General features: G+C 41.0%; 24 protein-coding genes. All 24 read right to left on the reverse strand.

Annotation, left to right across the window (positions count from 1 at the left end):
- Positions 1-366 precede the first annotated feature (366 nt).
- Entirely contained in the window at positions 367-735 is a 369-nt protein-coding gene (locus tag DXB73_RS04080; RefSeq protein WP_117715685.1) for a hypothetical protein, read from the reverse strand.
- Complete coding sequence (locus DXB73_RS04085) at positions 732-950, reverse strand: DpnD/PcfM family protein (RefSeq protein WP_117715684.1); 219 nt, start codon at positions 948-950, stop codon at positions 732-734. The genes DXB73_RS04080 and DXB73_RS04085 overlap by 4 nt, the downstream gene beginning before the upstream one ends.
- A gap of 27 nt (positions 951-977) precedes the next feature.
- A complete protein-coding gene (locus tag DXB73_RS04090) occupies positions 978-1,874 on the reverse strand; it encodes a hypothetical protein (RefSeq protein ID WP_118690233.1) in 897 nt (298 codons plus the stop codon).
- A 50-nt stretch (positions 1,875-1,924) separates the two neighbouring features.
- A complete protein-coding gene (locus tag DXB73_RS04095; protein WP_330422753.1) occupies positions 1,925-3,847 on the reverse strand; it encodes an NlpC/P60 family protein in 1,923 nt (640 codons plus the stop codon).
- A gap of 141 nt (positions 3,848-3,988) precedes the next feature.
- Positions 3,989-4,417 carry a GNAT family N-acetyltransferase gene (locus tag DXB73_RS04100; RefSeq protein WP_117922625.1) on the reverse strand — a complete coding sequence of 143 codons (429 nt, stop codon included), beginning with the start codon at positions 4,415-4,417 and terminating at the stop codon, positions 3,989-3,991.
- Positions 4,418-4,447: 30 nt separating this feature from the next.
- Positions 4,448-4,942, reverse strand: coding sequence for a lincosamide nucleotidyltransferase Lnu(C) (gene lnu(C) / locus DXB73_RS04105; RefSeq protein WP_117922624.1), 495 nt, complete (start codon positions 4,940-4,942; stop codon positions 4,448-4,450).
- 15 nt (positions 4,943-4,957) lie between these two features.
- Positions 4,958-6,496, reverse strand: a complete 1,539-nt coding sequence (locus DXB73_RS04110; protein ID WP_117922623.1) for an ATP-binding cassette domain-containing protein — start codon at positions 6,494-6,496, stop codon at positions 4,958-4,960.
- Positions 6,497-6,895: 399 nt separating this feature from the next.
- On the reverse strand, positions 6,896-7,105 hold the full coding sequence (locus tag DXB73_RS04115) for an aspartate dehydrogenase (RefSeq protein ID WP_243006952.1): 210 nt from the start codon (positions 7,103-7,105) through the stop codon (positions 6,896-6,898).
- A gap of 90 nt (positions 7,106-7,195) precedes the next feature.
- Complete coding sequence (locus DXB73_RS04120; RefSeq protein ID WP_117922622.1) at positions 7,196-9,568, reverse strand: VirB4-like conjugal transfer ATPase, CD1110 family; 2,373 nt, start codon at positions 9,566-9,568, stop codon at positions 7,196-7,198.
- Positions 9,569-9,660: 92 nt separating this feature from the next.
- Positions 9,661-10,173 carry a PrgI family protein gene (locus DXB73_RS04125; protein ID WP_055062573.1) on the reverse strand — a complete coding sequence of 171 codons (513 nt, stop codon included), beginning with the start codon at positions 10,171-10,173 and terminating at the stop codon, positions 9,661-9,663.
- 12 nt (positions 10,174-10,185) lie between these two features.
- Positions 10,186-10,596: a DUF4313 domain-containing protein gene (locus tag DXB73_RS04130; protein ID WP_055062572.1), complete on the reverse strand. Its 411-nt coding sequence runs from the start codon at positions 10,594-10,596 to the stop codon at positions 10,186-10,188.
- 12 nt (positions 10,597-10,608) lie between these two features.
- A complete protein-coding gene (locus tag DXB73_RS04135) occupies positions 10,609-11,451 on the reverse strand; it encodes a hypothetical protein (RefSeq protein WP_004611540.1) in 843 nt (280 codons plus the stop codon).
- Positions 11,452-11,505: 54 nt separating this feature from the next.
- A complete protein-coding gene (locus DXB73_RS04140; protein ID WP_044986705.1) occupies positions 11,506-11,907 on the reverse strand; it encodes a hypothetical protein in 402 nt (133 codons plus the stop codon).
- A 305-nt stretch (positions 11,908-12,212) separates the two neighbouring features.
- Positions 12,213-12,632 carry a nuclear transport factor 2 family protein gene (locus DXB73_RS04145; protein ID WP_006573504.1) on the reverse strand — a complete coding sequence of 140 codons (420 nt, stop codon included), beginning with the start codon at positions 12,630-12,632 and terminating at the stop codon, positions 12,213-12,215.
- A gap of 86 nt (positions 12,633-12,718) precedes the next feature.
- On the reverse strand, positions 12,719-14,914 hold the full coding sequence (locus DXB73_RS04150; RefSeq protein WP_118341523.1) for a VirD4-like conjugal transfer protein, CD1115 family: 2,196 nt from the start codon (positions 14,912-14,914) through the stop codon (positions 12,719-12,721).
- Positions 14,915-14,920: 6 nt separating this feature from the next.
- Complete coding sequence (locus tag DXB73_RS04155) at positions 14,921-16,039, reverse strand: PcfB family protein (protein WP_118341524.1); 1,119 nt, start codon at positions 16,037-16,039, stop codon at positions 14,921-14,923.
- Positions 16,039-16,443 carry a hypothetical protein gene (locus DXB73_RS04160; protein WP_006858865.1) on the reverse strand — a complete coding sequence of 135 codons (405 nt, stop codon included), beginning with the start codon at positions 16,441-16,443 and terminating at the stop codon, positions 16,039-16,041. The genes DXB73_RS04155 and DXB73_RS04160 overlap by 1 nt, the downstream gene beginning before the upstream one ends.
- Before the next feature lie 9 nt (positions 16,444-16,452).
- The gene (locus DXB73_RS04165) at positions 16,453-17,637 is read right to left on the reverse strand and encodes a hypothetical protein (RefSeq protein ID WP_077326144.1); all 1,185 of its coding nucleotides are present in this window, start codon (positions 17,635-17,637) and stop codon (positions 16,453-16,455) included.
- 29 nt (positions 17,638-17,666) lie between these two features.
- On the reverse strand, positions 17,667-19,109 hold the full coding sequence (locus tag DXB73_RS04170) for a relaxase/mobilization nuclease domain-containing protein (RefSeq protein WP_330418087.1): 1,443 nt from the start codon (positions 19,107-19,109) through the stop codon (positions 17,667-17,669).
- Complete coding sequence (mobC, locus tag DXB73_RS04175; protein WP_055262787.1) at positions 19,096-19,428, reverse strand: plasmid mobilization relaxosome protein MobC; 333 nt, start codon at positions 19,426-19,428, stop codon at positions 19,096-19,098. Before mobC ends, DXB73_RS04170 begins: the two co-directional genes overlap by 14 nt.
- Before the next feature lie 4 nt (positions 19,429-19,432).
- Positions 19,433-19,954 carry a multidrug transporter gene (locus DXB73_RS04180; protein ID WP_117477939.1) on the reverse strand — a complete coding sequence of 174 codons (522 nt, stop codon included), beginning with the start codon at positions 19,952-19,954 and terminating at the stop codon, positions 19,433-19,435.
- A gap of 393 nt (positions 19,955-20,347) precedes the next feature.
- Positions 20,348-21,325, reverse strand: coding sequence for a DUF3991 and TOPRIM domain-containing protein (locus DXB73_RS04190; RefSeq protein ID WP_117947322.1), 978 nt, complete (start codon positions 21,323-21,325; stop codon positions 20,348-20,350).
- Between the two features lie 4 nt (positions 21,326-21,329).
- The gene (locus DXB73_RS04195) at positions 21,330-21,869 is read right to left on the reverse strand and encodes a JAB domain-containing protein (protein ID WP_117947321.1); all 540 of its coding nucleotides are present in this window, start codon (positions 21,867-21,869) and stop codon (positions 21,330-21,332) included.
- A gap of 109 nt (positions 21,870-21,978) precedes the next feature.
- Positions 21,979-22,974 (reverse strand): DUF5688 family protein, encoded by a 996-nt coding sequence (locus DXB73_RS04200; protein WP_118341525.1) that lies wholly within the window; start codon positions 22,972-22,974, stop codon positions 21,979-21,981.
- Positions 22,975-22,976 lie beyond the last annotated feature (2 nt).

Raw genomic sequence — 22,976 nt, forward strand, 5'->3', positions numbered from 1 at the left:
AATCCTTTAGATTCTCTCCATCTAAGTCCCATGTCAGCTTAACATTCTTCCCTCCAGTATCACTGATATCAAAGATATACCTCATGCGTGGATTCAGTGCCCTTGACGGGAAGATGGCGCAGCCTTTCGCACCACGCTTTACATATCTTCCCACCTTTTTCCAGGTATCATAATCTGCCATGAGTGTGCTTTTTTCCGGAGGTCTCTGAGCTGTTACCATAACGATATTGTCAAATTCATAGCGGTATAACTGACCTGCGACCTTTAACACATCCTTCCAGTTCTTTTCTGATCTGGTGATGTTACCAATTTCAGAATCGTATATCGCTTTGACCTTCATATCAATGCCCATACCTTTGTCCTCCTCTACTTAAACATCTCTGCAAACAATCCCTTAAATAGCTTTAACTCATCCTTATCCAGCTCGATTGCAAATTCATTGTCGATTGCCTGTTTTTCGCATTTATCCTTTTTCTTTGCAATCTTACGCACCACACGAAGAATCACATAGCAATCCTTGGACTTTGCAATGCTCTGTTTAAAGGTCAGCTCATCCTCATCGACTGACTTCTGTGTCTGATAGATAATCTCTTTTAACTTATCATTGATACCATCTACTTCCTCAAGGGAAATAATAACGGATGCCTTAGAAGCACCCGATCTGTCCCACTCCTTATGAAGTTCCTTTACTAAAAACTCCATGTTCTTAATTACTGTTATTGAATCACTTTTCATCTTGCTCTTCCTCCGTTTTCTTTTAATGAAGAAGGGAGCTGACCTTCGCTGATAGGCGCAAAATCAACTCCCTTCATGTCCTCTGCTCCAAGGACTATCTGCTCTGCATAATACATATCCATTGCCTTATTGATGGCATCATCAAGCGACTCTGCCTTTACTTTCTGTACTCGTGAAAGCACTTCTTTTATCTCAACATCAAATTCCTGTTCCATATAATATCGCCTCCTGTAAAAATCTCATCACCGGCTCTTTTCTTCCTTTACCTGTCTTTCCTTAAAGCCTTCATCGTACTTTCCATCTTCCAGCCTGTCGTAAAAACAGTCCTCTTCAATCGTTCCAAAATCCTCATACATCTGGTAAAGGAAGTCATTCTGCAGCTTCTTTGGTACATCATCATCCTTTGACATATCCTGATAAAAATAGAACTTCTGCTTGAGCTTTGCCCTGTAATCATAGATATCCTCTATCTTTTCCGGTGTGCCATACTCCCTCTTGTATGCCTTGAAATTTGTAGTTGAAAGTGTGGAACCTAGATAAATGCCATGCTCCCACGATACCCCGATTGTGGTATTGTCCTTTGTAGGCTTCTCATCCTTCGGATAACGCTTATACTCTGTCGCACCAAGGGCGATTGTAAGGGAACCTGACTTCATATCCATCACCACAAGATTCCTTGGTGATAATGCTTCAAGCACCATGTAATCATGGTCATTGAAATTATGAAATGTCTGTCCCCTTTCAAATGAGCGGTTCTCCATTTCATAATGCAGGTTAAAATCATCTACCCAGCCCTTATCGGTCATTCCAATCTCCTTAAGCTTTGCAACACATTCATAAGAACTGGCTTCTTTATCAAACCGAAATTCTTTGGAATCGTTATAAAATCCCTGAAGAAAGTGTCCCAGCTGAATATCATCCAGACAGAATCTCGCAGATACAGTTACATTTGCTGCCCTGTAATACTCTGTGAAGTTATCTGCCTCACCAAGTGTCCTTCCAAGCTGCAACAAATTTTCTGCAAGCTCTGACATGTCATCAACTGCTATAAAACTCTTATAATCATCCAGAGTCATCAGCATATTTGTCTCTGTTCCCCTGTCGTTTTCTGTTACCAGTATCATATCTTTTAAATCCATTCTTACCTCCAGTCTCAGAGAGGGACTATGCCCTCTCTGCAAATTTCCTGTTATGGTCTTCCTATCACAACAATCTTTCCTGTGCTTGCCACATCCCTGTAGACCACACCAAGACTTTCATTAAGTGCCTCTACCACTTTGCCATTTCCGACATATACTGCCACATGGCTGATGTTCTTATATCTTCCATTGCTTGTAAAACTATAAAAGATTAGGTCTCCCGGCTGTAACTCATCAAAGGAGACTGTCTTTCCGGCTTCATCCAGTCCCTGTGCCTCCGCTGCCGCTGTAGTTGCACCGCCGTAACTAATATCCACACCTGCATCCTTCCACGAATAATAGGCTAAGGAACTACAGTCATAATAGTTACCGCTGTCTCTTAAATCCTGACTATAAGGAAAGCCAACTCTGTGAAGTGCATAGGAGCAGACTGTTTTCTGCCTGCTGTCTGTAATTTCGTTTAGGATGGCATTGATTTCATCCTCAGTCATGGAGCTTACTCCCGGACTTCCGCCTCCGCCGCCACTTCCGCTTCTGGCATATCCAAGCTGTCCCATAAACTCCGGACTCATGATCTGCTCAAGCATTTCCACCTGATCAGAGTTAAACCCATAGACTGAAATCATATCCCTGTACGATTTCAGTGTGACATTCACATATAGAACCGATTTTGTGACAGTTGTTACATTGCCATCTGCATCTGTTTCTTCCACGTCCTTTGTTCCGGTGCTTGTGGTGTATGAACACATATCATTTACAACTGCCTGCAGCCAGCCTTTTGAAGTGTCATTCATGACTGTTGCAGTATCTCCGACACCATGCTTGACCATATAGACTGCCATGATGTCATAGTAATTGCTTGGATTTTCTTCCATACCTTCATAATCCACATAGACAAGCTCTCCAAGGTCATATCCGGTGTGCTCATTCACTTTCGTGTTCACATCCCAGTTAAACTCCTGCACATAGGCACTCGTTACTGTCTGCACGGTATCTCCTGATTCAAGTGGTGGCAGGAATAAAGCAAATGGAGAATTGTAAAGGATTGCTATCACCGCTATAACCGGAACCGCAATCATGGCAACTACAAGAACAAGTAACAACAGCACCAGTCCGATAATCGGTACAGCTGCCTTTACCCAGGTAATCGCTTTTCGCACAATCAGATCCTTTACCAGTTTTGCCACGCTGTCTGTCTGATTCTCCTGTGCTTTCATCTTATCCAGAAAGAATTTTATCTTCCTGCTCCGGTTGGTCATCTTTTCATCCTTGACCTCTATGGACACACCTGCAGCATATCCGGCTGCCATGCCGATTGCAGTACCAACTCCCGGTGCAACCGCTGTTCCTGCCGCTGTAGCAGCTGCCTTTGTCGCAGTTTTTGTTGCAACCTTGGCAGTAGTCTTTGCTGTTTCTTTTGCCGTCTCTTTAGCTACCGTCTTGGCTGTATCTTTGGCAGCTTTCTTTGCTGTCTTTTTTGCCAGCTTCTTTCCTGCCTCTACCTTCTTGATACGCTTCTTTGCCTCGGCTGCCGCCTTTTTCCTGAAAAGTGCTGCCCCCTTGGAAGCAGTTCCGGTAACAGGTTGGCTTGCTTCATATGCAAGATATGCTGCCTGCGATACCTCATGCCCGCCTTCCACCTGCTCCGTTACTGCCCCGGCTGCAAGTACACCTGTTCTTCCTGCAATGTGAAGATTGGTGTTCTTAGTCTTGATGGAAGTGTTTGATTCTCTATAGTTTCGCTTAAATCTTGATAATCCCTTATTCTTCGACTCTGACTGATGAATGGTACTCTTGCGATAGGACTTCTTTTTATCATCAGATACCTTTGCACCGATAGTCTTAGGACCTTTCTCTACTGTATAGATGTTGCTGCCTTTAATCTTGGCTCCCTTTGGTTCGTGGGCATGAATCTTGGCTTTCTCCTTGGTGTGAATGACCATTGGCTTGTCATCCACCTTTTTAATTTTCATTTTCCTCACCTCCTATCGTGAAATAAAATAAGCCGCTAAGGAGCTTAATTACTCCTTAACGGCTATGTAAAATCATCCAATATTCAATTTTAAAAGCTCCGTAGAACTGGAATTTTCTGTTCCCTACAAATTGGAATTTGTCTATCGGCTCCAAGCCATAACCAACTCTTTTTCGTTGGTATTATCATCCGTGTTTTCTGATTGAACTACAAATTGTTCTCTCTGATAAAATTGAATTGCACGGATATTCTTATTATAAACGCTCAAATACATATTGGATTTAATGCCTTTTGCATAATTCAATAGTTGTTTCCCAATGCCTTTCGACTGCATATCTTCTTTTACGAATAATCCCGCAATATAATTATCTGTCAATCCAATAAAGCCTTCTATTTCTTTTGTGCCATTGTTTTCATACACATATATTTCTGCTTGTGGAAGAATCTTTTTTACCATATCATAATTATCCATCCAATAGTGCTTTGATATGAAACTATGTGCTTTAATGTTTATATCAAGCCATATCTGCATAACAGCAGATAAATCATTTTCCTTGACTGCTCTTATCATAATATAACCTCTACAAATTTGAATTTACAGTTATCTATACTCATTTGGAATTTCGATATGAAATGTCTCACACAATAGCTTCACATCATGTACATCATTTTCATCAAATTCATATCCCAAATGGAACATTACTTGACTATATGGTTCAATACAAGAAACCTCTATCTCCTCAATTTTTCCTTTACCAGAAAAAGTTTCTACCGGAAAGTTATCCCCCTCATAAAGAATTTCACCTTCGCCCGTATATTCAAAACAATGCAAATCAACAATCCTGTTTTTCGCATCTTTCCATACAGTATGGTTCAATGTTGTATATTCCATCTTAATCTCATAAAAGTCATTATCTTTCATTATCTCTATAAAGTTCTGATAATCTTTCTTTTCTACAAAAATATCAATATCGTTATGGACTCTTGACTGATGTCCAAGCAACGCATCTACCCCCCAGCCACCATCAAGAAAGACTTTAATCTCGGCATCTATCGCGAGTTGAAGAATCTGTTTTACATCTGTAATATTGACCATCTTATCCTCCATTCATTACAAATTTCTTAATCCACTATAATCTAACTCGTATATTTTATCACATACCTCATCAATATACTTTCTATCGTGAGAAATACTGATAATAGCTCCCGGGAACTCTCTAAGCATTTTTCTGATTACAGGTCCCGATAAGGGCGAAAAGTTTCTTGTTGGTTCATCTAAAATAAGTACATTTGCTCCGCTCAAACTCATACTTAAAAGAAGCACCTTGGCCTTTTGCCCTCCGGACAGTTCCCTTATAGGATGTTCCATTTCATCCGCAGTATATTTAAGGGAACCAAGATATGTTCTAATTCTTGTTCTTTCTTCCTTGTCTCCGGATTTATCAAGAAAATCAACAGGAGTCATATCCAAATCAAGTATCTCTTCATAGTTTTGCGGCATATACTCTGCCTTAATATCATCTCGCTGCGAAAGTTCTTCCGCTATTTTTCTTAAAAGAGTCGTTTTTCCCACTCCATTAGCGCCAATAATACATATTTTCTCCGAGCCTCTTATTTTCAAGTTAATGTCTTCAGCCAAAACCCTTTCCTCATCCTTAGTCGTAAGTTTTGCAAGAGTATACTCTATAACTGTTTTTCCTGCCGGAATAGATGAATCTTTGTCTCCCAGTTTAAAGAAAATAGCCTCCTCCTGTTCCGGCATCTCCGTCATGTTTTCATCTTCCTTTTCAAATCTTCGTTCCATAGACTTAACTGCGTGCATTTTATCTTTTAAGTTTTTGGCTTCGGCTGGTGACTGTCTGGAACAGTTCCCTAATGCGTTCTGAACACTTTGCATGATTTTTCTGTATTTTTCATCACGAATCTTTTTTTCTTTTCGATCATTTAATGCTTGTCTTTCCTGGCTCTCAAATTTATGAAATCTTTCTTCTAAATATTTTCTGTAAGGAATTTTTGCGACTGTATATCTGGTCTTTGTTTTTCGCACAATCTGTTCAATATGAATTACCATATTCGCTGTATTTTCTATCAAAGTTTCATCATGAGAAATGAAAAGTACTATGTGCTCCCAGTCATTTATTATTTTTTCAAGGATTTCCAGCGTATTGATATCTATATCATTTGAAGGTTCATCCAACAAAAGCACAGTCACATCCTGAATAATAAGTCTCATTAGGTGTGCCTTAACTTTTTCTCCACCCGAAAGACTTCCCATTTTCTGGTCACTATAGAAAAATTCACTTGTCATTCCGAATTTTCCGGTAATTTCAGATAACTCTTTCGGTGTTCTATTCCAAAACATTTCTTCTGCAGAAAAGAACTCATAAATAGTTTTTTCTTTATCTTCTTCAGATATTTCCTGTGGAAGATAACCGAGTATTTCTTTTCCGACCAACCTTTCTCCTTCAGCTTCTATATAATTATCAATAAGTAATGGATTGTAAATCCACTTCATCAATGTTGATTTTCCATTTCCTTCTTCACCAATGATTACCGCCTTATCACCTTTATTTAGTACAAGGTTAAATTCACTAAGTATGACTCTTAAATCCTTTTTATGTGTTAAATTTAAATTTTTTATCTGTAACATATTGGTTCCTCCTTTCGCCTGTGTGCAAAAGTAAAAAACGAGCCTTTTTTGCATACACAAAAAGACCCGCCAAATAAACCTTTATATATTCTCACAAATGAAAACAAAGGAAAATCTCTTGCGATAATCTAATTCAAGCGTACACAAAAACAAGCCTGTGTACCACAGGGCTTAAATCATATATGTCTTGCTCAAACCAAATTATCTGTTATACATCTCCTCACCTTTCACTTCATGTGCCTTTCTTTTTTCTGTTAATCATACTAACACATTGTTACGTAATTGTATATAGTTTTTATTATCCACCTCTGCAAGCCTATCTGCAGTATAAGAAATCATTGTCTAATATAATTCATTTATCTCACCGCCAAATTCAAATTTTCCATCCCTTAATGATTACTAGTATTCCTTAGAAATCGTTGCCACATCATACATTTCCATAAATGTATCCAAATCAGCTGTGTCACGAATCAGCATAATCTCGTCAAAGTGTCCGGTATATATATCCTTAAACCCAGCCACCTGTTCTCCAGTACAAATGCTACATTTAAGAACTGCCTTTTTGTTCGTCTTGTCATATTTGGGTCTTTGTGGTTTCTTCTTAAACATAGGTAATACCTTATTCATAATCATCAAGGCCGGACTTACATCCGACCTCTTGATTATACTATAGAATCATATAAATTTCATCTGTTATCCTTACGACATTGCCTCTTTTTTCTTCTGCTCCGCAATCTTCTCGTGGATATTTGTGTTATACAGTCTGTAAAGATCTGTATCTTTACTAATCTGATTGTCAAACGGAATCACCACAGAACCACACTTAATAAGTCCCATTCCGGATGCTGTATTGGTTACGAAACGAAGCTGTGCCTCTGATACCCCGATAACCTCCGCCATCTTTGAACTATCTGTATTTGCCTGCTTCAAGAGTGCCACAAACTCAGAGTTTGCAAGCATTGTGGTTGCTGTGTAATTCTGCAACAGATCGACAACATTCTGCGTGATACCGGTACAAAGACCTCCCTGCTTTCTTACCTTCTTCCAGAGCTGCTGCAAGTATTTTGCAGAATACTCGGAATTAAGCAGAACATGGAACTCATCAATATAGAGCCATGTTGCCTTGCCTCTCTTGCCATTCTCAACAATCCTGTTCTGAATGGATTCCATCATAACAAGCATTGTGATAGGACTAAGTTCTGTACCCAAGTCCCTGATGCCATATACTGTAAATCTGTTATCCACATCCACATTTGTCTGGTGATTGAAGATGTTAAGCGAACCATTTACGAAAAGCTCTAGTGACAGTGCAATGTCCTTTGCTTCCTCCTCCGGCTGCGCCATAAGGATATCGTAAAAATCACTCATCACCGGGATATACTTCTCTTTGCTTCTTGCAATGTCGATATACAGCTTTCTCACGCAGCGGTCAATGATTGACTTCTGTCTTGAATTTAAGCTGTCTCCGATACACTGCTCACAAAGACCAAGCATAAACTCGCCTTTTTCTCTTACCATTCCCTTGGAATCATTCGGATCAAGGCTCCATACATCCATCTCCAGCGGATTCACATAGTTATCCGTGTAAGTGGACATATTTACCACTGTTCCACCATAAGTCTCAGCAATATCAAAGTATTCGTTCATTGGATCTATGACGATTATCTCATCATCTCCCGACAAGAATACGCTGCCCATTTCCATCTTACAGAAGAAGGATTTACCGGAACCCGGCACTCCGAAAACGAAGCCATTTCCGTTTATCAGCTTCTTTCTGTTACCGATATTCACATTCTTGCTGATCTGATTGATACCATAATAGTTCCCTGTGCTGTCATTTAATTCCTGCACATTGAATGGCATAAGCACCGCAAGTGACTGGGTAAGAAGGGTACGCATTGTCTCCACCTGTCTTACACCAATCGGAAGCGCTGTGTTGAGTGCCTCCCTCTGCTTTAAGTAGTGTGTATCAATCGTACAGCTGTTACGCTTTCCGATAGTCTCCACTGTCTCACAGACGCTATCAAGCTCTTTTTTGCTCTCTGCCATAAGAATAATAGTAACTCCCACGAAGAAAAGGCACTGGTCATTCTCACGGACATCATCCATGATTTCCTCAATCTCCTTTTTCTCCGTTCTCTTGGCATATGAAATTTCCGTAGAAAAGTCGTTATTCTTATTACGGACTCTCTGCTGCTTAATGATATCCGACTCAATACCAAGGTATTTCTTCTGAAGCACCTTTGTAGTCAAATCCTTAGGAACAGGCACCACATCAATGCTCGTGATGGAATGAACCGGAAGGGAAGTAATCTCATTGATAAATCTGTCTGACAAACTGCTCGGATACTTTTTGATAAAAAGTGCCTTGCAGAATTTACTCTCATCCTCAAAATGGTCCGGGAAATATTTCACCATCCCATTGCACAGATCATTTCTAAAATCTGCTCCGACCTTCTTTGCCTTTTTGATATCAAAATCAAAGCTGCCCTCATCTCCAAGATGATAATAATCATAGAGCACTTTCAGTCTCTCATTGCCATTAAGCGGAACAATCTCTGCCCCAAGCTCAATGAAAGCCTTGTGTATCGTTGCCTCAAGGGTAGCAAACTGTGCCTTTGCCTCCTCGAAGTTCTTTCTCTCAATCGTGATTGTCAGGTATCTCTCCTGCTCAATCCCCTGTCTGCCCTCAATAATCTTCTCCTCAATGATGTCATTGTAGATTCTTCTATAATTATTGAAGCCATCGTTTTTCTCAGCAATCAGAACCTTGTCACGGAGTTCATCCATGTTTTTGTTCTTATTGTTGATCGTAATCTTATAATTACAGTCCAGCGAATTTAGGAACTTGCAATACCTCTCGAAAATACCGATCTGCTCATCCTCCGTTGCTGTCGTGTAATTGATGTCCTGAAAGCGGTAGCATTTGGAATACTTATTTTTGCTCACTTCAAAAATGCCGTTTTCAGCCACCGCCATAATCTCTATGGTTTCCTGAATGGATTTAGGTGTCTTATACAAAGGCTCACTCGCCTTCTTTAATAACTTAAATCCGTCTGTAAATAAACCCATGTCTCTAACCTCGCTTTCTTATAATGAAAGCCCGCCGGGAACTTCACCCTGCGGGCTGTGTTCCCGACCTTGCGGTCAGATACTATTCGTTTCTAATGCATTGCCTTATATGCTGCAATGCCTGCTGCTGCCGCCACAATGACTGCGACAAGTCCAAGCAGCATGTTTCTCGTCTTTTTCTTCATTGCTTCAAACTCCTCCTGCTTCTTTACAGCCGAATCAGCTGTTACAGTCTCCGGTTCAGCCTTTCTGCCTTTCTTCTTTACCTGTTCATTCTGTTCTGCTTCTAACTGCTTTATTGCAGGCTCTCCCTCTGTTGATACATAGGTAAGTGTCCTGTTCCCAAACATAAAATGCAGTTTCTTTCCCATATACTCGTAGAAATTCATCCCATTAAAGGAATAGAAACCACCAAGTGCAATCGGTGCCACACAGGGAATTGCCACATAAGCAGAACCCGTAAGACCGATATACTTGTAAAGAAGAAGGACGATACCGCCACCAACCACTACGCTTGCAATGGAAAATATAAGCTGCCTTGCAGTAAGTCCCATCGCAACCGATTCCTGATAGCGGTCAATATCCTTGTTTACTTCGATTACCATTGTCCCTGCCTCCTATCTTGATAAATCCTTTGTCTCCGGCTTTCTTGTCATTCCAATATTCGCCTCATACTTATCCATTCCATCCGGACACAGTTCTCTAAGCTTATCTACATTGAACAGATAAAGCGGATATTCGCAGAAACCACTCCTTTGCGTGAATCCTGTAAACTCTCCAATGTCATTGTCTGTAATAAACTTTTCAATATCCGGCATGTCATTCACATTCAGATATCCGCAGTAATTTGGTGCTGCAACCGACAAATTCACAGTCACATCCCCAAAATGCTCCTCATGTCCATCTTCATTACACATAAGACCAATAAACATTGCCCTGTTATTCATATACTGCTGGATATCAAATGTCACCTGCGTTTCTCCGGTTATGCTTGAATTATAAGTAACCTGTTTCTTTTCATTATCCATTTCTGCCTCCTTCTATAATCCAAATGCCTTGCTTGTAAGTGTCTGTGCTCCCTTCACACTTCCAACAGTCATTGCTATCGTAAATGTCATTTCACACAGATAGATAAGTGTCTGTGCCCAGTCAGCGTAACTTCCTGTAAATGCCGGAAGTCCTGCATTGATAAATGCATTACATACCACAATTGCAAGTGCCATCGTTACTGCCTCGAATACACACGAAAGAAAATATTTGCAGTAGGTAGCCATTGTATGACTGACCATTCTGTTTCCTGCCATTGTGGAGCATGCAATCGCACCAAGCGGCACAATAATCAGTATCTTTAAGAACCTGAAATACACTGTGTAAATGATAAAGAATCCACAGATAATAATGATGATTGCAAGCAAAGCTGTAAGTATCAGCATTACCAGACTCTCACCAAATCCGAGTCCCTTAATGATGTCTGCCTGTGTACTGTCAATGGCAAGCTGCGTCGTTGTCCCGGCAGATATAAGTCCCACCAGATTTCCTATGGAAGTAAAAAACGCTTTCATAATCGTGACATTATTTGCAACAAACCATTCTGCAAGTCCCAGTCGGATAAGCATACGAAATATAGACTCAAACCTCATCTCATCTTTTACATCTATGCTTTCCGAGCAGAAACCGATAACAAAGAACAGCACAACGAGGGAAGAGCCGACCGCTACAAAGACCGGCTCAATACCCTCAATAACTGCCCAAGGACCTCCGCCCTTGAAACTGACCGGTGACTGTCCAAGCATTGCAAAGACCAGGGATATCTGATTGTTCCAAAACCCAAACACCGCCTCAAGAAGTGCAAGGATCTTGTCTCCAAGCTTAAAAATATCCATACTTGTTATTCACCTCTTTCCTTTTACTAAAAGGGGAACTCTTTTTCCCCAATCTTAGAAGCCTAAGAATGTCAGTACTGTTGAAATACCAGCCATCATGACACCTGCTACAATTCCTTTCAGTGCAGAGTTCATAGTAGATGAATCCTGCTGCTGATAGGCTTGTGCGAACTCCATGACATTCTTTGCAAGAATGATGACACCAACAGCACCAATGACTGCAATGATAAGTGTCTTTAAGTTCTCAAGCGGCTGTGTTACTGCGGAAGTACCTGTACCTGCAGCAAAACAAGTAGTGCTCATAAGCATTACTCCCATAAGTGCTCCGGATACTGCCGGAACCATTCTTTTCTTAAAATGAAGTAATCTTCTCTTCATGCCTTTTCCCTCCAAACCCTTGTTTTCTGCACTATTGCAGACTGAATTGTTAGTTACTGTAATCTGTTCTTTTCTCATGATAAAAATCTCCTTTTTCTTGATGTGTGACAGATATGGAAAAAGCCAGAAAGGAATGTACACATTCCAATCCGGCTGATTTCCGAACGGAATATATACATTCCTCTCTGTCTTTGTTTTTTTACTATATGATTATCAGGCAATGCCTGTTGTAAAGATTAATCGGGCTTTCCCCGATGCGTTGTGCTTCAACCACCTCCTTTTATGGCATGAAAAAAGCACTCTAACCTATTATTGGCTAAAGTGCTTTGTAAAACAGTTATTAAATTATTTATCAGTCAGACAAACTTGAATTTATAGTCCTCTCAAAACCAATTTGCTTTTTCTTCTCGAAATACGGGAATATCACTATCTCGATATGGATTGTAATTATGAAGATTGCAACCAAACTCTTTTAATGATTTTATTTTGTTATCCTGTGTCCATACAATTAAAGATATTCCGTCAAATTCTTCAACATTTCCATTATTCATTTTGTTTTTAAAATACCACTCCACGATTGTTTGATTGCCTTGATGAAAAAATTGCTTAATCTCCCAGACAAGAACACTTCCACGTGTATTCCATTCGTCAAACCAGTGCTTTACCGTTTTGCGGTTTTCATATTTAGGACTCCAACTCTCAGTATATACAACATCATCTGTAAAAATATTGTCAATTCCTAAATCTGCTTTCTTAATCCACATATCAAACCATAATCGGATAATTTTTTCTCTCTCGTTCATAAAGCACCTCCACAACTTCCGATTTGTAAGTTTCTTTAATCTCACATAGACACAGTATACCACAACTTCTGTGCCTATGCGATAACTTACTGCTTCTTTCGATAAGAACTCATCTTCTCCACCGTTACCTCTGGATAGAAATAAGTCAGTATCGTTGCTCTAGGAATTCCTGCCGCAAGTGCCATCTTTAGCTCCTCTTTCTGCTCAGGTGTATATGACCAATGAAGCATTCGGTTTGTAATAGTATCTTCCCACTTAGGCTTTTCCCTTTCAGGATTCCTTACAGGCTTACTACCAGCGTTTCCACTAGAACCACTGGCAGTTGCTGTACTATCTGCTTTCTGCGATTCATCGACATACTCAAGCTCATTTGCCTGTTCCCTGTCTATCTTTGCTTTCTGCTCTGCTTCATCCTGCATGGAGAATCTTCTGCTTAATTCCGCATCGCCAAGCATCATAAACTGCTCATAGGTTAGAGAATCTATATACACATTCTCGCCCTTATCCTTCAGTTTTTCATAATACTTAACTGCCTTGTCTGAAAGAATCTCAAATGGCGGACCGATAAGATTATTTGCTCCTCTTATCTCGTGAACATAAGGCTCTCCCTTGCCATCTGCTGTCTGGTTAAACATCGGATGATTAAATGGAATAAACTTGTTGTCCATGATAGGATCAAATCCACGGATAAAAATAATACATTTCTTATTATCCAGCTTTCTTACCTCATCGGGTGTAAACAGTTCCCTGCCTAAAACATCATAATTTCTTGACGAGCTTCCCTGCCTCCCCTTTGTCTCTCCGCTTGATTTTTTATCAATCGTGCCTTTTCCAAGCAGTTCCGAGACATACTTGTGCGTACTCTGCTCATTGCCTCCAAGATAGATGAAAGTATCGCAGTTGCCTGGAATGGTTTCCCAAGTATCCTTGAAAAGTGCCTTTAACTGGGCAAAGTTCTGTATGATGATAATACTGGAAATTTCCCTGCTTCGCATTGTAGAAAGCAGCGAACAAAAATCATCTGGCAATGCAACATTCGCAAATTCATCTAACATAAATGTCACATGAATCGGGAGTCTGCCACCGCAGTTAAAATCCGCCTGATAGTACAATTCCTGGAATATCTGAGTATAGAGCATTCCGATAATAAAATTATAGGACTTGTCACTATCGGGGATTACACAAAAGAGTGCTGTCTTCGTCTCTCCATCACCATTGACTCCAATACCTATATCAGATAGATTCAGCTCATCCTTAGAAAGAAGTCGTAAAACCTGCTTATTCTCAAGAAATGCAAGTCTTGAGTTTGCACTGATAATAATGGAACGTACTGTATCTCCTGCACCTCTCATACACTTGTTGTACTGTTTTACTGCCGGATGATTAGCTCCAAGTGGAGAACTCTCCTCTAAGAACTTCATTCGCACATCCAGTTTCGATGCCTTTCCCTGCTCTGTCACTTCTGCTTCTCCAAGAAGCTTCAGTACTGTCTCAAAGTTTCTCTTTGCCGGCTGTACTTCAAGCCATACATAATAAAAGATTGACTGTAAAAATAATCCTTCTGCTTTCTCCCAGAATGGATCACTTGGAGTGGAACCCTTTGGTGTGGTATTACTGATAAGATTGGTAATCAGCTTTACCACGTCCGTTTCCTCTCTGATATAGGAAAACGGATTGTAACAGTCTGACTTATCCATCTCAAGCAGATTGATGACCTTCACATTGTATCCGTTATTCTTTAACATCTGCCCGCAGCTTCTAAGAATCTCACCTTTTGGATCAGTACAGATAAATGAACAGTTATGTGGCATCTGCATCAGATTCGGCTTTACCTCATAAAATGTCTTACCGGCACCGGAACCACCGCAGATAAGAATATTTCCATTGAGCTTCAGCCTTCTGAAATCAAGTGATATCTTCACATTCTGGCTTAGTATTCGATTGAAATTCTCGTCCTTATCCGCCAGTATCTTATTAACCTGCTTTGGATTTTCAAATCTCGCTGTACCAAACTCCTTGCCGGGCATATAGTTTCTCTGGCTGGTGTAATACATAACAATAGCCATCGCATAGATTCCTAATGCAATGGCTACCGCTTTTATAGTATTCGTATTGTAATAGTTTGCAAAGGGAGCAGCACATACTTCATTGAATCTGTTCATAAATTCATTAAATGCCACTCCCTCCGACCACGCACCATTTATCAGATAACCAAGGTACCCCGCTAATACTGCACCCACAAGAATGAATATCAGTGATGGTTTTTTCTTTGTTGTCTGCATATAAAACTACCTCGCTTTCTTGGTAGTGACTGTTTTCTGCTGCGTGGTCTTTTTCTGCTGTTTCTGGACTTTCTCATAACGCTCCCTGACAGATGCCTCCACCTTATCATAATGCGTATAAAGCTCTGTTCCCTTCTGTGTTGTTACAACACGATTCTGGCTGTCATACAGCTTATAATCCTTATTGGAATCGAGAAACGTGAGTATAGTCTTTCCATTATGGATGTCCATAATGTTTTCTTTACGAAGCCATACATATCTTGCTTCGTCTCCCCATGTTCCGGGGATTCTTGTCTTAACTGCATGGTCATTCTCCTCAATAATGAGTTTCTTACTGATTGTAACATCCGAAAGATTGGCATTCTTTGATGCGGCTACTGCCCTCATTCTCTCTGCAAGGTCCTGATATCCTCTGACACGGTTGATAAATGCATCCTTATCCATCATGACTGCATGCGTACCATCTTCCTTCTTACTGCCAAGCACACCGATTGTCTCAAGCTGTTTGATAACACTTTCAGCCTGCTCACCATTGATACTGAAATTCTCCTTGACCTGATCCACACTGATAGCTTTCTTTTCCATTGCAAACATTCCGACCTTTTCGATCAGTCCGTCAATGGCGGTATTAACCCTATCCCCTTCTATCGTGTGGCTTTTCTCGTTTCCCTGCTGTTTCTTCAAAAAATCCATCAGCTTGCCAAGGGATTTTTCATCTCCATTCTTCAGATAATCGTCAAATGTGGCAATCTTACCAAACTTGAGCTTCTGTATCATCATATTCACACGGGGAACTGCCTCTGTATGAAAGATTACCTCACTCAGTCCATCTTTCCTGTTACAGTCTGGAAGTACCGAATACAGGATTCCATACTTCTTTGCCATCTTTTCAACCTTTTTCATATCTTCGGTATTAAACTGCAACACCTGTAAATCGCCACCTTTTAAGATCAGCTTTCTCATGGATGTCTTGCCAAGTGACTTTTCATAATCAAGCATCCCTTTTAAGAAATCTATTGCCTTCTGCATGGCAGCAATGCCGCCGCTTCCTACCTTCATGGCAATCTCAATGCCATCATAAGCTACACGGATGATCTGCACCGCTTCCTGAATCTCTTCTGCCATTATCGCACCTCCACTTTCTCTCTGACTGTTGTTTTAAGCGTTTCTGTCTCTGTAGTACGGATTTCCTCGGCTGATACATCAATACCATAAGCAGTCAAAATATCTGCCAGATGATTGATTGCTTTCTCCTCCTCGATACGATACATTTCAAGTGCCACAAGCAGGTTTTCCACCTGTTCCACCCATGCAGGCTTCATATCATATTTAGACCTGTATGTGACCATAATCTCGTCCGACTCAGCTTTATCCGCTGAATGTGCCAAAGCTTCAATAAGAGAAATCGTGTCTTCCTTGCTGCCACTTCTGAATGCGAACTGGACAACAAAGTTTTTCTCTTCCTCTGTAAACTGATGCTCCACACCATTCATTTCTGTTACTGCTTCATTTACTACTGCTAAATTCATAAGTTCCTCCTAATCTGCCATGCTGTTTTCAAGCACAGCAATCTCAATGATCTCCTTCATCTTTTCCGCTGAAATGTTGTTGTTTATAAGCTCTACAAGCTGTGACTCAGTAAGTCCCTTTTCTATTGCACTCTTAATCTGCACAAGCTGCGCCGGAACAAGGTCTCCCGATGCAACCAGCTTTACAATGTCTGCTCTTGACTTTTTCTTAAATGACAGTCTTGCAAAAAGACTTGCCACTCCGCTGTTGCTGCTCTTTCTCACACTTCGCTCAATCGGAAGTCTCTGCACCACATTTCCAGTACCATCAACTACCGGAATCTGATAATAGACCGGAATTCCATTTGCCACAGCCTGCATATTCTGAGGAACTGCAACTGTATCAACCATCTTTTTATCTGCCTGTGATACGGACTGGCTTTCCTGCGGCTCTGCCTTACTTTCTGCCTCTTTCTTATTCTCTGTGGCAACACTTATGATCTTATCTTCCAATGACTCTATTCTGTCTCCCATACGCTTCATCTCCTTATCCTTTTTCTCAATATCATCCCTGAGTCTTGCAATCGTACTGCTTGCCTTATTCAGTTCATTCTGCTGACTGTTGATAAGAGCGTCCTTATCCTGGTTCTCCTTGACCAGACGCTCCCTGACTTCCTCGTCATCTTTGGAAGTTTCTATTTCAGAAAGCTTCTTATTCAGGGCATCATACCTTTCATTCTGATGATTGATCTTTGCAACCACTTCATCCATCTGAGCTACAAGACTTTTCACATACTCTAAATCCTGTGGCATCTGCTCTTTGGCTTTATTAAGCTTTTCTAATACCACATCAAACATCCTGCGCATGTTTACTGCTGTATCATCTTTTTGGACTACCTCTCTGATTGCATCAATCGGCACACCTTTTTCATAGTAATCCAATGCTGTCTGCATCTTAGGTGCTGCCATCCTGCTATCTTTCAGCAGCGTTAACAACTCTTCTGATACACCCTTATGCAGACATTTTGATAACACCTTCATCTGCTCAATGTCATAACTTTTGTTAAGATACAGACCGATTTCATCATCAGTCAGTCCATATTCATAATCGCTTTTGACAAGAGCAATAACCTCACTGTCCATATGCTTATTACGAAGAATCTGTATCTTTCTCTCAATCGCCATTTCACTTAATGGCTCTCTTTTTTCTTCCATATATGCCTCCTAACCACTAAAAAAACAGCCTAACGTACCGGCTGTTCTTTTCTGTCTCTTATTGTTTCTTTGTCATACTGCTTCTCTTCTGCCGAAGCTGATACCGTAAGTTCCTTCCATATTGATCTTCCAAGATTAAGTTCCTTTGATACCGCCCGTTCTGCCTTACAGTCCTGTGCATACTTGCTCTCATATTTTTTTCTAAGACTCTCGACCTCTTCCACACTGTATCCCTGTGCCAGAAGCTCAGTGTTAAGCCTTTCCCATGCATTGTGCTCATCTTCAAAGAAGGTATCCCCACTCTGATAACACGATTCCGCATCATCAAGCCCCCGGATCTGTTCAGCCTTGTCAAAAATATCTTTGAATCTTTCCTTAGCCTTATAGGTCTTACTCTTTTCCTTTGATGCTTCTTTTTTCTTATCCGTCAGATTATCAAGTACCGATACAAGTTCTTCCGCACTCTCAATCTTATGCCTTACCAGAAATAGATACTGCTCCTGCAGCTTATGCATCTTTCGGATATCATCCTTATACTTCCATACCTGACTGTATGGCTTCTTTTTCAGCTTTCCAATCCGGTAAAGCTTTGCATAATATCTTTTCTGCAAGCCTGACATCTTCGCCCTGCGGTATCTTTTGACATAGCACTTTACTATCGCTGCCTGTTTTTCCTCATTCTGTGACTGGTAAAAAGATAAATCTTCCTTAGCAATACGCTCCACAATAGCTTCCTGTGAATAATTCTCGCCAAGAGTCTTACATCTTCTGAATCTTGTCATCCCCTGTGGTCTGACTGCCAGATACTTTCCCTGCTTGACCTCATATCCTTTTTCCGACAGTAGTTCCAGAAATCCTCTGAAATCATTTGCCTGTAAAATGCAGGCATCCAAATCTCTTTTTATCATATCTGCCCACACAAAGCTGCCTTCACGATATTCGCTCCAATCCTTATAATTCTCGTGCTGTTTCTCTTTGCTGCCATCCTCCACATCTATAATGGAAAGACCATACTCCTGACACAGCTTATTGGTAATCGGCTGGATATACTTTGCCCAGTCACCTTTCTCGTAGCGATACTTTTTCCCATCCACAAAGCTTACACTGTTAAATACAATGTGTGAATGAACATGGTCTGTATTATCATGAACCACAAATACCGCTTCATAGGCATCGCCAAGATATTCTGCTACAAACTTCTGTGTTATCTCAAAAGCCCTGTCCGGTTCCACCTCATCCTCTTTGAAGGAAAGAATGATGTGATACCCCTGTCGCTTGTCTGTTTTTCCAAACTGCTTCTTTGTATCCATCATCTGTTCAAAAGCCATATCTGCCTGACAGTTAACAGCTCCCACAAGTCTTCCTCTCTGAGTTTTCTCAGGATTCATCACATAATCCAGTGCCCGTTTCAAATGCCTTGCATGAAAAGAATTCCCGCTGTCCTTCATGTGAAGTATCTTACTGATTGCCAATCTTTACCACCGCCTCGCTGACAGACTGATTCAGCTTTTTCATATATGCCACAAGCTGTTCCTTATCTTTCTTGGAATACAGCTGTGCATTGCTGTTAAATACAATCTGATTGATGTTAATGCCGATTCGGTTTATCTCATTGATAAGCTCTTTAAGAAGTTTCCTTACTTCCGGATAATCATTTGGTTTCTGACTGATTAGAAGCCTGATATATTCGGCTTCATTCATTCCATTTGCCTTTGCCTTATCAGAAAGTACCTTCGCTTCCTGTGGCATAAGTCTTAGTGTTTTCCTTATACAATGAACTTTATCCGCCATAGAATCACCTTCCTCTCTTACCCGTACTGTATTCTCTTACTCCTTCTGCTACTGTTACAGCAACTTTTTCCAGTTCTTTATTACCCAGCTGGGCAATAACCCTGTCTGCAAGCTCTGTGGCAACTTCTATAAGTTCCTTACCATAACAGGTTTTATCAAACAATCTGTCCAGTCTCTTTTCATCTGCTTTCAGACTTTCATACTTGCTCTGATACTCGTTATAGTCGTTAAAATCCTTTGGATCACTCCTGTGTGCTTCCGCATCAAGTATCAGTTCATAGTTCCATTCACAGACAATATCTATAACATCATCTATCGGGTATGGTTCAATTTCACCATTCTCCTCAGCTACATCCTGCCTGTACATCTTCCCATCTGAATCTATGCCAATGGCATAATCATGTCCTTCCATATAGTTAAGCAGAATTGCAGCATCTTCTATCGAAGGGTTTAGTAAGATATCAAATGTGTCTGCCCAGGCAATAAGTTCCTCTGGTTCTGCGATTATTGTAAGTTCTTTATCCATTGCTTTCCTGCACCTCCCTTATCCGTGTTTTGTATATCTCTTCCACCCACACGCCTGTCTGAATCTCTTAGGTTTACGGCTAGATACGCATTAGAGACATCTCTGTCCTAATGCCATCTAGTTAGGGAGAAAATCTCCCTAAAACCCTCTGTTTATGAAAGTGGGGGCGCTTTTTGCCCCCACTTTGCTACTTTGGGGGCGCTTTCTGCCCCCACTTTGTTATTTTGGGGGCGCTTTCTGCCCCCACTTTTATACTGACTTTCATCCGGATTTTGTCGTGTCCGAATTGCGGGGGCGCTTTTCGCCCCCACTTTGACATTTTGGGGGCGCTTTCTGCCCCCACTTTGCTGTTTTGGGGGCGCTTTCTGCCCCCACACATCAAAATCCGGTTTCTCATGCCCTGACTGGTTCATCTGCTCTCTGATTCATCTGGTTCAGATTAAGCTTTGCAGCCACAAGCCACTCGTTGTAATCCTTATATCCGGCTGGAGGCGGACAGTCTTCTACCTCATATCCAAGCTCATAATACTTTCTCATAAGTTCAGCTGCTGCTTTTCTCCCCGGCTCATCTCCATCAAGGCAGAACCGGATGGAAGTTATCTGCGGATGTTCCCGAAGAAATGTTTCAAGTGGTGCATCTGCAAGCATCCCAAGTGCCAGCTTATTTGATTCATAATCCGTGAAGATATCCACATAACTCATAAGGTCGATTGCAGCCTCAAATACTACAAGCTCTGTACTGTTAACATTTACCACATTAAATCCATAGTTCTTATCATTGCCTGTGACATCACACTTGAATGGCTTGCCCTGCTTATCAAACACTCCACGCATACTTGCAAATCTTGTCACTCCATTTTTATCATTTCCTTTGAAAACAACATTGTGGTAATGCCTGCTCTCATAAATCAGTCCATCTTTTAAAAACAGATCTATGACAGTCCTGCTGATTTCTCTCTCCTGATTCAGATATGAAATAAGATAGGAATTATCTCCCGCCGGTTCCGGTAGGACAAATGGCTTTCTCTCCTCTGCCTGCTTCTGCGATACCTGATGAACAAGTGGCTGCTTTACAGGATTCTCGATCCTTCTATATCCTGCAAAATCTAAAAGCCAGAACACAGCCTCTTTTACACTCATTCCACAAAACACCCGCAAGAAATCTACCTGTGAGCCGCCATTGTTGCCTTTGTCAAATTGCCTTGACCATCTGTACCAATGGCTTCTGTTATAGATACGGATGGAATCCATCTCCTTTAAAGTGTGGTATTTGCCAATCCTCTTTACTGTATACCCAAGGCTTTCAGCAACTGCACACAGGTCAACACTCTTTGCTATGGCAAGCTCTTCATCCGTAAATCTTCCATCCATGCTTTCACCTTGCCTTTCCCTGCTCTGCTACAAGCGGTGACTTGATATCAAGTGTCCGGTAATCTGTGCTCAGGGTAATCTTAGGATTATCAATCATGCCTTTTTCCCTGAAACTGAAAAATTCACGATTGTCTCCACCGACTATGATATGGTCAATGAGCGGTATTCCCATCAGTTCACACAGCTTGTTCATGCGGTCTGTCATCATCGTGTCTGCCTTGCTTGGGAATACATTTCCGGATGGATGACAATGGATTAACATCATGCTTGCGGCATTGCTTAAGATACTTGATTTAAACAGTTCTCTCGGATGTGCCATTGCCTCATTTAAAGAGCCAACACTTGCAAAATGCACATTGATAGGTTTTAAATCTGACCTTAGATTGACCACACACACTACTTCCCTGTCAAACTGGCACATACAGTCTCCCATGACAGCAGCTATATCCGCCGGATTATTAAAGGTGTGCTCCAAATAAATCGGAGCATCCTTTACAAGTCTTACCGAAACCACATCAAGCTTGAAGTCATTCTTCTTTGGCATCAGACACCGCCTCCTCTCCAGACTCGACACGGATAACAAAGTCACCTTTCTGGCTGTTTATGAGAGCAATGAGTTCTTCCATTGTAAGTTCCTGCTCCATAGCTGCCTCCTATCTGGACTTTTCCTTCGCGTCATATACAAGGGGAGGTTCTGCAACGATACCATCAAGTCTCTTGTTTGGTGTATCAGTTGCAAGGGTGAGTTTTCTTAAATCCTTATCATAGTGATATACCTGATTGGAAAGTCTCTCGTCCAAAGACACCTCCTGCATATTTACCTCGACTACCATCTGTGCAAGCATCTCAGGGCTTCCCATATCTGAAGATACTGCAATAACCTCATGCACGCTCGAAGGGAGAATATAAAGGTCACTCTCTAAACTCTCTGCCAGCTCATGAAGCTCATTCTCATAAAGCATGGACGCTGCACCATTGATACCCTTTTCATTGGAAATCACCCACATCGTCTGCTCCGGTGGAATCTCAGCTATCATCATCTCTGCGATCTCCTGTGGCATCCCATCCCTTGCGAACATTTCTCTCATAATGTCATTCATGCTACGAACGACAGGTGGGAAGAGTCTTCTTGTGTTTTCCGCTGCACACTTAAAGAGCTGTTCCTCGCTCATTCCAAGTCTTTTCGCAAATTCATTTGTAATTTTTGAACTCTGCACCGCATCCTTATCGGCACTGATTATTACCTTATACACAATAGAAAGATCCTGAAACTCCCTGTGAGGCACCTGTTCCAAAAATGTTTTATTCTGCTCTGTATTGATGAGCTGGAATACAATCTTCTCGTTAGCATCCTTCATAATGCTGTCCACATCAACAACCGGAGCCTGCTCATATGCCCTTTCCATAAAATCACATGCAGCCATAAGTGTTTCCTCAAGATCACCACAGTCCTGATACTTCTTATACATGTCATTGATATAAATCGTAGGCGAAATGTTCCTGCCTTCTTCTCTTAAGATGATGCCATCAAGAGTCACATTCACCTTTTCCACTGGCTCTGCCACAAGCTCCATTCCTTTGAATTTATCAGGCATATAATCCATAAACTTTTCTTTTACTACTTCCTTAAAAATCTCGTAATTCATCATAT

Source organism: Clostridium sp. OM05-6BH, from assembly GCF_003481635.1.
Classification (GTDB): domain Bacteria; phylum Bacillota; class Clostridia; order Lachnospirales; family Lachnospiraceae; genus Butyribacter.